We start from the raw sequence: 15,601 nt of genomic DNA on the forward strand, positions 1-15,601 counted from the left end.
TCAATAGAAAAGGTGTTCATCGGGTGTATGAAGCCCGCTTTAAGGAATTTTTTTAATGGAAAAAGTGTTCATCGGAGTTATGAAGCCCACTTTAATCGAATTTTCCCGTGATATTGTCCTTCATCAAGTATATGAAGCCCACTTCATTCAATAGTTTTCCCACCATTTAAATGAAGCTCAGTTATTAAAAATATCTAAATAAAAAATGTATCATTTCAATAAAAATGAGCATTGTAATAGTAATAGCAAAAGAAGGTGGTGTTAGGATATGTTAAAGAAGTTTATCGAATCTTTTAAAGATGTCCATCACATGTACCATTCCTTTTTTTACTATTAATTATTTAGCCATGTATTCTTACTAAGTGAGTCAATTTAAAAAGCTACTACCTTTGTCATACAACAAATGTAGTAGCTTTTTCTAAGTTTTAAATATAGTTCTTTTCAGTTAAGAACTTAATAATTTGTTCCGTACACTCTTCTACGGAGAAGTTCTCGCTATCGACAACCAGCTCCGGATTATCTGGAGCTTCGTAAGGTGCACTGATTCCTGTAAAGTTTGGAATTTCACCATTACGCGCTTTATTATAAAGTCCTTTCGGGTCTCTGCGTTCACATTCTTCTACGGAACATTGTACATAGACTTCAACAAATTCGCCTTCTTCCACAAGTGCACGAACAACATTGCGATCTTCTTTGTATGGAGAAATGAATGCTGTTAAAACGATTTGGCCACTTTCCACGAAAAGCTTAGAAACTTCACCAATACGGCGGATGTTTTCTTTACGTGACTCTTCATCAAAGCCTAAGTTTTTATTTAAACCATGACGGATATTGTCTCCATCTAAAACGAACGATTGATTCCCTTGCTCGAATAATTTTTGTGCAACTGCATTCGCGATGGATGATTTACCTGATGCTGATAAACCTGTGAACCAAAGAATAAAACTGTGATGTTTATTTTTTTCTCTTCTTTCTGCTTTACTAATTGAAGCCTCATGCCAAACGATATTTGTACTCAAAATTCTACACCTCTTTATTATGAATGAACTTCTTGACGTAAACCTTTAATTAACACTTCGATTACTTCTTTACGGCTAAATGTGCTTGGCGGGATTTCTCCGTTTCGTAACATTTCACGTACTTTTGTCCCTGATAAAATAATGCGTGATGAAGCATCGTGTGGACAAGTTTTTGTAGTTGCCATGCCTTCACAAGCAGTGCAATAGAAACTATGTTCAAATTTTAATGGTGTAATACCAATTTCTTCAGGCGCAAATTGTTCGAAAATCTTTTGAGCATCATACGTACCATAGTAATCGCCAACACCTGCGTGGTCACGACCTACGATGAAGTGTGTACAACCGTAGTTTTTACGAACAAGTGCGTGGAAGATTGCTTCTCTTGGACCTGCATAACGCATAGCAGCTAGGAAAACACCTAATTGAACACGTTCTTTTGGATAGTATTGATCAAGTAATACTTCATAGCTTTCCATACGAATCGGAGCTGAAATATCGTCTGATTTTGTTTCACCAACAAGTGGGTTTAAGAAAAGACCATCCACAATTTCTAATGCGATTTTTTGAATATATTCATGGGCACGGTGAACTGGATTACGTGTTTGGAAGCCAACAATTGTGCTCCATCCTTTTTCTTCAAAAATAGCGCGTGTTTCTTTTGGTTCAAAACTATAAGAAGGGAATTGCTTTGTTGCTTTTTTAATTAATGTTGTTTTTCCACCTACATACGTATCTGGACGATCAAATAATTTTTTCACACCTGGGTGGTTTAAATCATCAGTACCGTAAACTAATAAAGCTTCAACATTTTTATCTGGTGAATAAATATCACTAATTTCGATTAAGCCATAAACTTCTCCATTGAAAACTAATTTTGCTTTTTCTCCTACTTTTAAAGTAGCTGCTACATCGTCATAAACAGGTAGTGCAATTGGAATACTCCAAACGATCCCTGAAGCTAGGCGCATTTTTTCTACAACATTTTCGTAATCTTCTTTTGATAAAAAGCCTTCGATTGGGCTATACGCACCGATCCCAATTAGTTCAAGATCGCTTAGTGCGATGGCATCTAATTGAATTTCCTTTTCGATATTTTCTAAAGATGCATTCGGCTCATAAGAATAAACTAGTTTGCCTCCATGTGGTTGAATACTCATTGTTTAATTTCCTCCTAAGTTGTGTTGTTAATGTATCGTCGAAGCGAGATTGGGCGAGCCGCTTTCGCTTTTCTTATTCGTGTAATCCACACTCTGTTTTGTTTGAACCGGACCATCTACCGGAACGTAAATCTTCCATCGTAAAGGCTGGCTTTGTACAGTGTGAACAGCCAATGCTTGGATAACCTGTGTCGTGTAGTGGGTTATACGCTAAATTGTGTTTACTAACGTAGCGCCACACATCTTTCCATGTCCAATGAATAAGAGGACAAATTTTTACAGATTGGAATTTATTATCCTGGTTAATGAAGTTTGTATTTTTTCTAGTTTCTGATTGATCTCGGCGCAATCCGGAAATCCATGCTTTTGCTCCAGTAAGTGTTTCTTTTAACGGTACTAATTTACGAATGTCACAGCATTTATTTGGATTGGTTTTCCATAACTCATCACCAAATTGTGCAGCTTGCTCTTCTAAAGTAAGTGCAGGTTTTTTCATCTCGATATTTAATGTAGGATAGTTTGCTTTTACACGTTCAATTGTTTCATAAGTTTCTTTAAAATGAACGTCTGTATCTAGAAAGACAATTTTGGCATCTGGTTTTACTTTTGCAATTAAATCAATTAGCACAATCCCTTCAATACCAAAACTACATGCATAAACTACATCTTCTCCGTAATGATCGTAAGCCCATTTTAAAACATTGAGCGCACCTTTATATGTGTCGTCTACTTCAAAATCGACTAATGAATCATTCCATGTGCCGTAAGTAAGCATAAATTTCCCCCTTTTATAAGAAAAAGGCGCTTTAATGCCATACAGAAAGAAAACCGTGTGCATTAAAACGCCTCTAGTTGTCTAGTCAGCATTTAACTATTTAATTTGGATAAAATCATAAGAACTAGCTTAATTTCCTTAATTCGTATTTAAAGTATACTATATTACTAGAAATAGTCAACTATTATTTGGACCTGTTTTTCTAATATAGGAAAGAGTTTGAATTTTTTAAAAAAACGTGAAATTATTTTAATTCCTTGTTGACTAATAGGATATATTTGTTTAATGTGTTTTTAAGAAATGGTTTTACTATAGCAATAACAAAAACTACATATCTAACTGATCAGACAAACTGAAGGTTACAGGCTTTTCTCTTTTAAGGGAGGAGCATGTAACCCTTTATTTTTTAAGGGGTGTTTTACAAAATGAATAACAGTAAAAAAGTAATTTTTACAATTTTAATCTCTGTACTGTTAATGGTTTTAGCTGCTTGTGGTGATGGATCTTCAAAGGTAGCATTTTTGAATGTTTCTTATGACCCTACACGTGAATTTTATCAAGAATTTAATGAAGCGTTTGCGACTTATTGGAAAGAAGAAACGGGGCAAGATGTAGCCTTTCAACAATCACACGGTGGATCAGGTAAACAAGGTCGTGCAGTGATCGATGGTTTAGAAGCTGACATTGTAACGCTTGCATTAGCATATGACATCGATGAGCTTGTACGTTCACGTCAATTATTAAACGAAGATTGGCAAACAGAGTTGGATTATAACTCATCGCCCTATACTTCAACGATCGTATTTCTAGTGCGTAAAGGAAATCCAAAAGATATTCAAGATTGGGACGATTTAATCAAAAAAAATGTATCAGTGATTACACCAAATCCTAAAACAAGTGGAGGAGCACGCTGGAATTACTTAGCTGCGTGGGGCTTTGCGGATAAGCAATTTAATGGGGATGAAACAAAAATTAAACAATTTATAAAAGAGTTATATGGAAATGTGGAAGTATTGGATTCTGGTGCACGTGGATCAACGACAACATTTATTGAACGTGAGATGGGGGATGTGTTAATTGCTTGGGAGAATGAGGCGTATCTATCCTTAAAACATGAAAGTGATAAAGGGGAATTTGAAATTATTACGCCTTCTTTAAGTATTTTAGCAGAACCACCTGTTGCAGTTGTTGACAAAATTGTTGATAAAAAAGGTACACGTGAGGTGGCAGAAGGTTTCTTAAACTACTTATATTCAGAAGAAGGTCAAGAAATTGCTGCGAAAAACTACTACCGACCACGTAATGAAGCAGTGTTAGAAAAATATAAAGATCAATTCGAAAATTTAGAGCTAGTGACGATTGAGGATTTTGGTGGTTGGCAAGAAGCACAAAAAGTTCACTTTGCAGATGGTGGGACTTTTGATGAAATCTACCAATAGCTAGTTGTCTCCATCCTTGTAATTCGATTGATTTTGTTAGGGAGGTACCTATGGAATTAACACTAAAGAAACGTAAGAAAAAAACAATCATACCTGGTTTTTCATTAACACTTGGGTATACGATGATTTATTTAAGCATTATTGTGTTGCTACCATTATCAATGATCTTTTTCAATACACTGTCAATGAGTTGGAGCGAGTTTTACGAAACCATTACACATCCACGTGCAGTTGCTTCTTATAAACTAACGCTCGGTACAGCACTGGCAGCAGGGATTATTAATGTAGTTTTTGGAACGATTATCGCATGGGTATTAATTCGCTATGACTTTCCTGGCAAAAAGCTTGTCGATGGTATTGTGGATCTACCCTTTGCTTTACCAACTGCAGTAGCTGGTATCGCTTTAGCAACACTGTATTCACCAAATGGTTGGATCGGTCAATTTTTTGATTTTAAAATTGCTTATTCACCACTAGGAATTATTATTGCACTAACATTTATCGGTTTGCCATTTGTCGTACGAACAGTGCAACCCGTTTTACAAAATTTAAGTAGTGAAGTGGAGGAAGCATCCGCGAGTCTTGGGGCAAATCGTGTACAAACATTTTTAAAGGTTATTTTTCCAGAATTATTACCTGCGATGATTACAGGTTTTTCTTTGGCCTTTGCTCGTTCCCTTGGCGAATATGGTTCCATCGTTTTTATTGCAGGGAATATACCAATGAAGACAGAGATTACACCATTAATTATTATGACGAAATTGGAACAATACGATTATGTTGGAGCTACTGCCATTGCTACAGTCATGTTAGTCGCCTCATTCCTGTTCCTCTTTATTATTAACATCATTCAATGGTACACAAATCGAAAATTTAATCAGTATTAAGGAGGTTAAGCTTATATGACGAAATCAATAGAGGTCCAACAGGATGCCTCTCCAATTATTAATCGCAAAGCTATAAAGTCTTATGCTTTGCAGGAATCCGCCATTGTAAAGTGGTCTTTAATAACGATTTCTCTTTTATTTCTTGCTTTATTTTTAATTTTACCGCTGATCACAATCTTTGTAACAGCTTTAGAAAAGGGCTGGGCGACATATGTAGCGTCTATTACTCATCCAGATGCTTTGGCGGCAATAAAACTAACACTTACCGTAGTATTAATCGTAGTGCCATTAAATACGATATTTGGTGTTGCTGCAGCGTGGGTCATAACAAAGTTTAATTTTAAGGGAAGAAATTTATTAATTACACTAATTGATTTACCTTTTGCGGTTTCACCTGTAATCGCCGGTTTAATTTTTATTTTATTATTCGGTGCACAAGGATTGTTTGGAGAGTGGCTTTACCAACACGATATTCGAATTGTCTTTGCATTGCCTGGTATTATTCTAGCAACCATCTTTGTTACATTCCCATTTGTAGCTCGTGAATTGATTCCATTAATGCAAATGCAAGGAGTAACAGAAGAGGAAGCGTCTATGTCATTAGGGGCAAGTGGTTTTAAGACGTTTTGGTTAGTCACACTACCAAATATAAAATGGGGTTTATTGTACGGAATTATTTTATGTAATGCGCGGACAATTGGAGAGTTTGGTGCGGTATCCGTAGTTTCGGGACATATTCGAGGCTTAACAAATACAATGCCGTTGCATATCGAAATTTTATATAACGAATATCAATTTACAGCGGCCTTTGCAGTAGCGTCCTTAATGTCAATTTTAGCGATCATCACCATTGTCATTAAAAATATTATTGAGTGGAAAGCAAAAGAAGTGTAGGGGGTAAATATATGAGTATTCAAGTACAAAATGTTTCAAAAAATTTTGGTTCATTTCAAGCGTTAAGTGATATTTCAATTGATATTGAATCAGGTGAATTAATTGCACTTTTAGGTCCATCTGGTTCAGGTAAAACTACCCTTTTACGCATATTAGCTGGTTTAGAAGGATTGGATGAAGGTGCCATTTTGTTTGACGGTCAAAATATTACAAATGTTAGTCCAAAAGAGCGGAAAATAGGCTTTGTATTCCAACATTATGCTTTATTTCGTCACATGACAGTTTTTGATAATGTGGCCTATGGTTTAAAAGTACGTCCTAGAAAAGAGCGTCCATCAAAAGAAGAAATTGCGAAAAAAGTGAATGATTTATTAGCACTTGTAAAATTAGATAACTTAGCAGATCGCTATCCCTCACAGCTTTCAGGAGGGCAACGTCAACGGGTTGCTTTAGCACGTGCCCTTGCAGTAGAGCCAAAAGTGTTGTTATTAGATGAACCGTTTGGCGCGTTAGATGCAAAGGTGCGAAAAGAGTTACGTCGTTGGCTACGCAAATTGCATAATGAGTTTCATGTCACAAGTATTTTCGTAACTCACGACCAAGAGGAAGCACTGGATGTAGCGAATCGTATTATTGTCATGAATAATGGGAAAATCGAACAAATTGGCACACCGGATGAGGTATACGAAAATCCGAAAAGTCCGTTTGTCTATGACTTCCTAGGCAATGTGAATTTATTTAAAGGTCGATTGCATAATGGGAAATTAACACAAGGCCAATTTGAAATTGATGTACCAACTTATTTAGATTCCCATGAAGAAGCAGTGGGGTATGTTCGACCTCATGATATTCATATTGAAAAAGTACAATCAAACAATGAGACCGTTGCAGCGACGATTGTACATATTCATCTGTTAGGTCCAGTTGTTCAAATTGAATTAAAACGTGATGACATTGATGAATATTTAGAAGCTGAAGTAACAAAAGAACATTTCAATGAGTTAGGGATCAAAAAAGGGGATGTAGTCTATATCCGCCCAAAACAATTAAGAGTGTTTATACCCGAGGATTTTTCAATTTAATGTAGTCGAATAAAAATTTTTTAGAAATTATTGACATCTCAAATGTATATGATATATTAAACCTATAAACATAATAGGAATTAGATTTTGAGTTACACGACTGATTAGACAAACTAAAGGTCGCTATTTCATTCAGTTGAAATAGCGGCCTTTTCTGTATCTAAATGTAATCAAAAAATAGTTTCTGCTTACTGGACATCCAGAGGCTCAGCTGACAAACATTAATGTATTGTTAACTGAGCATTTTTTATATAAAAATACTCAAAAATGTACTTACTGGGTTGTAATTTTTTAACTTAAAACCTAGTAAGTTAATGAGTTAAATAAAATTAAAAGGAGAGAAGAAAAATGAAGAAATCTACGAAATTATTATTCCCATTTTTAATTGCTGTATTACTGCTTGTATTAGCAGCTTGCGGTGGAGAGGACAATGAAAAGGATAGTGAGCAAACTGTAGAAACGTCAAGTGAAGCTTCAAAAGAAACAACAATAAAAAAAGATTCGATTGAATTATTGAACGTTTCTTATGACCCAACTCGTGAACTATATGTGGAATTTAACGAAGCCTTTGCTGCTCATTGGAAAGAAGAAAGTGGTCAGGAAGTAACATTCCAGCAATCCCATGGTGGTTCTGGTAAGCAAGGCCGTGCAGTAATTGATGGTTTAGAAGCAGACGTTGTTACGCTAGCATTAGCTTACGATATTGATGAAATTGCATTATCTCGTCAATTATTAAACGAAGATTGGCAAACGGAATTTGAAAGTAACTCGTCACCTTACACATCAACTATTGTATTTCTAGTTCGTAAAGGCAATCCAAAAGGAATTAAAGATTGGGATGACTTAACAAAAGAAGATGTTTCTGTCATTACACCAAACCCTAAAACAAGTGGTGGTGCACGTTGGAATTACTTAGCTGCCTGGGGCTATGCTGATAAAAAATTCAATGGTGATGAAGAAAAAGTAAAGCAATTTATTAAAGATTTATATAAAAATGTTGAAGTATTAGATTCTGGTGCACGTGGTTCTACGACAACATTTGTTGAACGTGAAATTGGGGATGTATTAATTGCTTGGGAAAACGAAGCGTATCTTTCATTAAATGAATTAGGTAAAGATGAATTTGAAATTGTAACGCCATCATTAAGTATTTTAGCAGAACCACCAGTTGCAGTAGTTGACAAGGTTGTAGATAAAAAAGGGACTCGGGAAGTGGCAGAGGCTTACTTACAATACTTATATACGGAAGAAGGTCAAGAAATTGCTGCGAAAAATTACTATCGCCCGCGTAATGAAGCAATTCTAGAGAAATACAAAGATCAGTTCCAAACACTCGACTTAATTACAATTGATGAGTTTGGTGGTTGGCAAGAAGCACAAAAAACACATTTTGTTGATGGTGGTGTGTTTGACGAGATTTATCAATAAATTTTTCAAAATAAACAAAAGAAAGGAAAATGTGATATGAGTAAAAAACAGGAAAATATTGAATTAGCTTTAAAAAACATTGAAAAAATGATTTCGACATTAAGTTATGGCTCAATCACGGTTGTTATCCAAGATCAACATGTTGTACAAATTGATAAAAATGAAAAAATACGACTTAAATAAGAAAAAACAAAAAAGTTCGATTTATGCTACTTGCGTAAACGAACTTTTTAATTTTTTCGTTTATACTAATAATTAGAGAAGATGAAGATAAATGAAATAATGTAAAATAGGTGAAATAACATGATAAAAATTGGTCTTACTGGATGGGGAGATCATCCATCGATTTATCGTTCAAATGCTGCAAAACGAGATCGATTATTTGATTATAGCGGTCATTTTCCTATCGTTGAGGTGGATACGTCCTTTTATGCGATTCCTTCTGTCCAAAATATAGAGAAATGGATTTTTGGAACACCGGATACTTTTCAATTTATAGTGAAGGCCTATCAAGGAATGACAGGACATTTACGAGATGACAATCCATATGAGACGCGTAACGATATGTTCGAAGCATTTCGTCAATGCGCTCAAGCGTTCCAGAAGGCAAACAAGTTAGCGATGATTTTAGTCCAGTTTCCACCTTGGTTTGATTGTGCAGCGAAAAATGTTCAATATTTGCGTTACATTAAACAACAATTAGTCGATTTTCCCATTGCGATTGAGTTTCGAAATCAGACATGGTATAGCAAAGAGAGAAGACAAGAGACACTCCGTTTTTTACGAGAGCTTGGGACAATCCATACGGTGTGTGACGAGCCACAAGCTGGTGTTGGTTCGGTTCCTTTCGTGTTAGAAGCGACCTCTAAAAAGGCACTCGTTCGTATACATGGGCGCAACGTGTTTGGTTGGCGGAACTCTGGATCAACAGAAAATTGGAGAGAAGTACGTTTTCTTTATGACTATAATGAAGACGAACTAACCGATTTAGCGGAAAAGATAAAAAAACTAGAAAGTCAATGTCAGGAAGTCTATGTTTTATTTAATAATAATTCAGGGCACCATGCAGCAAAAAATGCAAAAACATTGCAACAAATGCTCCGTATAGATTACGAGGGACTTTCACCAAAACAATTGGATCTATTTGAAGGAGAATTTTAATGGCATTTTTATTATTAGGGCTTATCGCTTTATGTGCAGGCATAGTGGGGGCACTGGTGGGACTTGGTGGCGGTGTCATCTTGATTCCTGCCACATTATTTATTGGGTTGGAACTACAATTTTTCCCAGACTTAACGCCTCAACGTGTTGTTGGCTTATCGGTCATTATGATGATTTTTACAGGATTATCTTCCACTCTATCGTATATGAAATCAAAACAAATTGATTTTAAAAGTGGCTTGATCTTTTTTATTGGAAGTATTCCCGGAACGATGTTTGGAGCATGGTTAAATAAAAGTTTAGATTTACCCTCCTTTAATTTACTTTTTGGTATTTTGTTAATCGTTTTATCCACGCTTTTATTAGTGAAAGATAAGTTAAAGCCAATTAGTTGGTTTATCGATCATGGTACAAAAAGAACGTTTATTGATAAAAATGGTATTGAATATGAATATGGTTTTCCAATTTGGTTTGCGATCGTCCTAACATTTGTCGTAGGGATGATTTCCGGGCTGTTTGGAATTGGTGGTGGGTCTTTATTAGTTCCTGCAATGGTTCTTTTATTTTTATTTCCACCTCACGTGGCCGTGGCAACTTCAATGTTCATGGTATTTTTATCGTCCCTTGTTAACTCTGCAAGTCATATTTATTTAGGGAATGTCCCTTGGAGTTATACAATACCGGTCATTATTGGAGCATATATTGGTGCAAAGTTTGGTTCGGCATTAAATAAAAAATTAAGCTCAAAAACAGTCGTTATGGTATTACAAGTTGTGATGATGATTATGGGGATTCGTTCGGTCATTGAAGGATTACTTTAGAATTTTAAAATAATGAAAGGTGGTGTCAATATGCTGGAGACAATTCATATTTTTCATACAAATGATATACATAGTCATTTTGAATATTGGATAAGAATGCAAAAATATATAAAAGAACAAAGATTAGAATATGCTAAGTGTGGCGAGGCAAGCTTTTTAATGGATATAGGGGATCATCTCGATCGCTCTAACATTTTTACTGAAGCTACTTTAGGTAAAGGGAATGTGAAGCTATTAAATGAAGCAGAATATGATGTTGTCACGATCGGTAACAACGAAGGAATTACGTTATCCTATGACGAGCTTTATACGCTTTACGATGAAGCGCAATTTGAAGTAATTGTAGCAAATATAGAACCAATACAAGGGGAAAAGCCGAAATGGTTGAAACCTTATACGATTCTACAAACAAAATACGGCACGACGATTGGTGTGGTTGCTGCCACTGCAAGATTTGATGCCTTTTACGAAGAATTAAATTGGCATGTGACAGAACCACGGCAGAAGATCATTGACATCGTAAATCAACTAAAAGAACAAGTAGACATTGTCGTTTGTTTATCCCATTTAGGAATTACAGAGGATGAATTATTAGCTGCAGAGTGTCCATCCATTGACGTCATTTTTGGGGCGCATACCCACCATTTATTCCAGCAAGGTAAAGTAGTGAATAATGTGTTACTTACTGGTTGTGGAAAGTTTGGCATGTATACGGGTCATCTCACATTGCAATTTAATCATACAACGCGTACCCTTACGAAAAAAGATGAAATTGCCATTGAAAATGCCCTATTACCTGAACTTAATGAAGAAGGGCTATTTCTAACAGAGCTTCGAGAACAAGGAAAGCAACTGCTTCAAACGCCCATTTTCGAAACAAAAAAATTTTATAATAAAGAATGGTTCCATTATTCCAATTTGTCCACACTTTTTGCAGAAGCCATCTTAGATTTTACGAAGGCCGATTGTACGATGTTTAATGCTGGAATTTTGTTGGATGATTTAAAAAAGGGAACCATAACCAAGTACGATATTCATAAAATATTCCCTCATCCCATTAATTTGTGCGTAATCGAACTGACAGGAACAGAGCTAAAAGAAGTGTATTTACAAGCACAAAATCAAGATTGGCCGATGCTCGAATTAAAAGGACTTGGGTTTAGAGGAACCATTTTTGGTAAGATGCTTACGTATCAATTTTCAATGAATCGACATCGTGAACTGTTAATAAATAATAAAGTTGCCTTACCTGACCAAACGTACAAATTAGCTACTTTAGATATGTTTACGTTTGGTTACTTTTTCCCGAATTTCAAATATGCCAAGAAGCAATATTTACTACCAATGTTTTTAAGAGACATATTCGTAAGTTTTGGGGAAAAGAAATTTTGATTGACAATCGTTATTGAAATATTATATTTTTAGCATTGGTTTTATAAAATGGTAAGAACAGTTGAATAAGAATTGAGGTTTAAATGCCAATGCGATTAATATCGATTAATGTACTGAAGCCAGGAATGGTAGCAGGTAAAACGATTTGGAATGAAGCGGGGCATCCTCTTATACAAAAAAATGTTGTTTTATCTGAAGGCATCCTTAGACGTCTTAAACAATTAGGCATACAATATTTGTACATTGAGGATGCAATTTCGGATGGTATTGAAATAGAAGAAACCATTTCACCAGAAAAACGAACAAAAGCCGTTAAACATATAACGAGTTCATTTAATCAGTTAAAAGGGTTAAATAGTAGCGCTGCATCTCTAGTCTTAGATAAACAGTCTAAAGCGATTGGAGAGCTTGTAGATGATCTATTAAACTCCATTATGAAAAGTGATGAAATATTAACGGTTTTAACCGATACACTCATTTATGATGAATATATTTACCAACATTCCTTTCAAGTGACGTTATATTCAGTTGCAATTGCAAGAGAAATGGGATACTCCCGTGAAGAATTAAAAACAATTGGAATTGGCGCGATGTTACATGATGTAGGAAAAATGATCATTCCTACTGATATATTATTTAAACCGGACCGTTTAACCGATGAAGAATATGAAATTATGAAGCAGCACGCGCGTAGTGGATTTGATATTTTACGAAATTTACATACGGTGTCCTTACTTGTTGCCCATTGTGCATTTCAACATCACGAACGCCTTGATGGAAGTGGCTATCCTAGAGGACTAGTAGAATACGAGATTCATCCATATGCCAAAATTATTGCTGTGGCAGATGTGTTTGATGCCGTCACATCGAATCGCGTCTACCGAAAGAAAATGCTGCCATCTCAAGGTGTTGAAATCATTAATGCTGGTAAAGGTACGATTTTCGATAAACGCGTGGTGGAAGCCTTTAATCGAAGCATCATCCATTATCCGAATGGGTCCGTCGTTTTATTATCGGACGGTAGAAGAGGCATTATTGCAAAACAAAATAAGGATAATGCAGCAATGCCAAGCATTCGGATATTTGAAGAAAATGGCACATTATTAAAATCAACCTATTTAATTAATTTAGATGAACAGTTGAATGTGATCATTGAAAAAGTGGAAACGGATTATTTACCGAATGCAGAATAGAAATCTCCCCCTGTTCATAAATTGGAGCAGGAGGAGATTTTTTGTTTTCTCGTCGACCAAAAATGCGGTTTAAAAGACCAAAAAGGCGCAACAGATCCAATCGTTTTGCGATATTTGTCATTAGTTTCGTTGTGGCAGTCACGTTGTTTTTGTATATTCTAAATGGTCGTCTAATGCCCACGTATTTACAATATGCTGAAGTACAAACCTATAAAATTGCGGCTCATGTTGTGAGTAAAGCAATCAATGCGAGAACGACGACGGTTTTAGATATAAATGAGATTATAGAAGATTTACCATCTGAGTCTGACTACATGCTAACTACTCGATTTAATGCAGAAATTATTAACCAAGTTCGTGCTGAGACAGTAACTTTAGTAAAAGAACACCTAACATTAGCAGAGCAGGGAGATTTAACTCAGTTACCAGATCTAGAAAATGTTGAATATGACATAAGTGAAATACAAAAGGGGGATGGTATTGTATTTTTCGTTCCCATTGCCCAAGCATTAAACATCCCGCTTTTAGGAAACTTAGGTCCAAGAGTGCCGATTCGATTTCATATCATCGGAAACGTTGCTAGTGATGTCGCAACATCCATTAAAGAATTTGGAATTAACAATGCTTTAGTAGAAGTAAATATTCACCTTAAAGTAAATGTGCAAATTATTATTCCATTTGCTAGTAAGCAAGCGACTGTCGAACAGACAATACCTGTTGCGATTGGACTAGTCCGAAGCCAAGTACCTCATATTTATACAAATGGGGGAGAGGGAGCACAGCCGTCAATCGAGGTACCTGTTCCTAGTAATTAATCTGAAATGAAAAAAGAAAGTTAGTTGTTTTCGATTGTAGGAATATGTTACATTGACATCAGTGTAAATATTTTTCAATATTGATTGGGGCTGATGATATGACTACGAATCCTACAACTAGGAAAGATGAAATATTACGTAAACCAGAGTGGTTAAAGATAAAATTAAATACAAATGATGAATATAAAGGCTTAAAAAAATTAATGCGCGAGAAAAACTTAAATACGGTATGTGAGGAAGCGCGTTGTCCGAATATTCATGAATGTTGGGGCGAAAGAAGAACAGCAACAATGATGATTCTTGGGTCGGTTTGTACGCGTGCCTGCCGTTTCTGTGCTGTAAAAACAGGCTTACCGACTGAGCTAGATTTAGCAGAACCAGAACGTGTAGCAGATTCTGTTGAAATTATGAATTTAAAACATGTCGTTATTACAATGGTTGCTCGCGATGATTTAAAGGATGGTGGAGCTGGCGTACTGGCAGAAACGATCCGTGCGATTCGCCGTAAATCTCCTCAAACATCTGTGGAAGTATTACCTTCAGACTTAGGTGGAGTAGAAGAGAACTTACAAATGTTAATGGATGCAAAACCTGATATTTTAAACCATAACATTGAAACGGTTCGCCGCTTAACGCCAAGAGTTCGTGCACGTGCTAAGTATGATCGTTCCTTAGAATTTTTAAGAAAAGCGAAAGAAATGCAACCAGACATTCCAACAAAATCATCGCTAATGATTGGATTAGGGGAAACATGGGATGAAATTTTAGAAGTAATGGATGATTTACGTGCAAATAACGTAGACATTATGACGATTGGTCAGTATTTACAACCATCGAAAAAACATTTACCTGTCAAAAAATATTATTCTCCGATTGAGTTTGGAAAGCTTCGTAAAATTGCGATGGAAAAAGGGTTCCAACATTGTCAAGCAGGTCCACTAGTGCGTAGTAGCTACCATGCAGATGAGCAAGTAAATGAAGCAACGAAAACAAGACAACTTCAAGCAGAAGTAAAATAAATAGAATACTACCTTTGAAACTAAAGGAACGTATGTGGATAGGGGGAATTTTTCGATGATTATTGCAGAAGGAAATGCATATGAAATTGTCGAAAACGTCCGAGATGGATTTCAAGAGGATGCGTTTTTATCTCGATATTCTGATATTTTAGTGAAATATGATTATATCGTTGGAGATTGGGGATATGGCCAGCTTCGTTTAAAAGGGTTTTTCGATGATCGAAATCAAAAAGCCACATTTGATACGAAGATTAGTACTTTTGAAGATTATTTATTTGAATATTGTAATTTTGGCTGTGCCTACTTCATTCTAAAAAAGACTGGGAAAGCGCCAAAGCAGGAAGTACCAGTGAGTGTAGAAGAAGCCGTAAACGAACAACCAATTGAAGAAATCGAATAATAAAAAACGCCGCGCATGTGATTTTGAAGTGACCCCTAAAAGTTAGACACGGTTATTTCATTAGGCAACTTTCTCAAAATGGGTTCGGTATTGTACCGGACTCATTTTTAATTTTGCCT

Annotated in this window: 16 protein-coding genes; 13 read left to right on the forward strand and 3 right to left on the reverse strand. The window is 35.8% G+C overall.

Annotation, left to right across the window (positions count from 1 at the left end; genetic code table 11):
* Positions 1-425: 425 nt before the first annotated feature.
* The 3 genes from cysC to EK386_RS17525 form a co-directional block, all read right to left on the reverse strand.
* Positions 426-1,019 carry an adenylyl-sulfate kinase gene (gene cysC / locus EK386_RS17515; protein WP_126660473.1) on the reverse strand — a complete coding sequence of 198 codons (594 nt, stop codon included), beginning with the start codon at positions 1,017-1,019 and terminating at the stop codon, positions 426-428.
* A 17-nt stretch (positions 1,020-1,036) separates the two neighbouring features.
* Positions 1,037-2,176, reverse strand: a complete 1,140-nt coding sequence (gene sat / locus EK386_RS17520; protein WP_126660474.1) for a sulfate adenylyltransferase — start codon at positions 2,174-2,176, stop codon at positions 1,037-1,039.
* A gap of 73 nt (positions 2,177-2,249) precedes the next feature.
* On the reverse strand, positions 2,250-2,951 hold the full coding sequence (locus EK386_RS17525; protein ID WP_126660475.1) for a phosphoadenylyl-sulfate reductase: 702 nt from the start codon (positions 2,949-2,951) through the stop codon (positions 2,250-2,252).
* Positions 2,952-3,376: 425 nt separating this feature from the next.
* Here EK386_RS17525 and EK386_RS17530 point away from each other — a divergent pair, with 425 nt between their 5' ends.
* From EK386_RS17530 to EK386_RS17590, 13 genes are all read left to right on the forward strand, one after another.
* A complete protein-coding gene (locus tag EK386_RS17530; RefSeq protein ID WP_126660476.1) occupies positions 3,377-4,390 on the forward strand; it encodes a sulfate ABC transporter substrate-binding protein in 1,014 nt (337 codons plus the stop codon).
* A gap of 50 nt (positions 4,391-4,440) precedes the next feature.
* Positions 4,441-5,277, forward strand: a complete 837-nt coding sequence (gene cysT, locus EK386_RS17535; protein ID WP_126660477.1) for a sulfate ABC transporter permease subunit CysT — start codon at positions 4,441-4,443, stop codon at positions 5,275-5,277.
* Positions 5,278-5,292: 15 nt separating this feature from the next.
* Positions 5,293-6,171, forward strand: a complete 879-nt coding sequence (gene cysW, locus EK386_RS17540) for a sulfate ABC transporter permease subunit CysW (RefSeq protein ID WP_126660478.1) — start codon at positions 5,293-5,295, stop codon at positions 6,169-6,171.
* A gap of 11 nt (positions 6,172-6,182) precedes the next feature.
* Entirely contained in the window at positions 6,183-7,253 is a 1,071-nt protein-coding gene (locus EK386_RS17545; RefSeq protein WP_126660479.1) for a sulfate/molybdate ABC transporter ATP-binding protein, read from the forward strand.
* Between the two features lie 348 nt (positions 7,254-7,601).
* Complete coding sequence (locus EK386_RS17550; protein ID WP_126660480.1) at positions 7,602-8,681, forward strand: sulfate ABC transporter substrate-binding protein; 1,080 nt, start codon at positions 7,602-7,604, stop codon at positions 8,679-8,681.
* Between the two features lie 36 nt (positions 8,682-8,717).
* Complete coding sequence (locus tag EK386_RS17555) at positions 8,718-8,864, forward strand: YezD family protein (RefSeq protein WP_121214246.1); 147 nt, start codon at positions 8,718-8,720, stop codon at positions 8,862-8,864.
* A gap of 120 nt (positions 8,865-8,984) precedes the next feature.
* Positions 8,985-9,842, forward strand: a complete 858-nt coding sequence (locus tag EK386_RS17560; protein ID WP_126660481.1) for a DUF72 domain-containing protein — start codon at positions 8,985-8,987, stop codon at positions 9,840-9,842.
* The gene (locus tag EK386_RS17565) at positions 9,842-10,663 is read left to right on the forward strand and encodes a sulfite exporter TauE/SafE family protein (protein WP_126660482.1); all 822 of its coding nucleotides are present in this window, start codon (positions 9,842-9,844) and stop codon (positions 10,661-10,663) included. The genes EK386_RS17560 and EK386_RS17565 overlap by 1 nt, the downstream gene beginning before the upstream one ends.
* A gap of 30 nt (positions 10,664-10,693) precedes the next feature.
* Positions 10,694-12,055 (forward strand): bifunctional metallophosphatase/5'-nucleotidase, encoded by a 1,362-nt coding sequence (locus EK386_RS17570; protein ID WP_126660483.1) that lies wholly within the window; start codon positions 10,694-10,696, stop codon positions 12,053-12,055.
* Between the two features lie 83 nt (positions 12,056-12,138).
* Entirely contained in the window at positions 12,139-13,248 is a 1,110-nt protein-coding gene (locus tag EK386_RS17575) for a cyclic di-GMP phosphodiesterase (RefSeq protein WP_246027715.1), read from the forward strand.
* Between the two features lie 41 nt (positions 13,249-13,289).
* Positions 13,290-14,063, forward strand: coding sequence for a sporulation protein YunB (yunB, locus tag EK386_RS17580; protein WP_179966058.1), 774 nt, complete (start codon positions 13,290-13,292; stop codon positions 14,061-14,063).
* A 98-nt stretch (positions 14,064-14,161) separates the two neighbouring features.
* Entirely contained in the window at positions 14,162-15,082 is a 921-nt protein-coding gene (lipA, locus tag EK386_RS17585; protein WP_126660484.1) for a lipoyl synthase, read from the forward strand.
* 55 nt (positions 15,083-15,137) lie between these two features.
* Entirely contained in the window at positions 15,138-15,482 is a 345-nt protein-coding gene (locus EK386_RS17590; protein WP_126660485.1) for a YutD family protein, read from the forward strand.
* Positions 15,483-15,601: the final 119 nt, after the last annotated feature.

Origin of the sequence: Lysinibacillus antri (assembly GCF_003977595.1) — a bacterium.
GTDB lineage: Bacteria > Bacillota > Bacilli > Bacillales_A > Planococcaceae > Ureibacillus > Ureibacillus antri.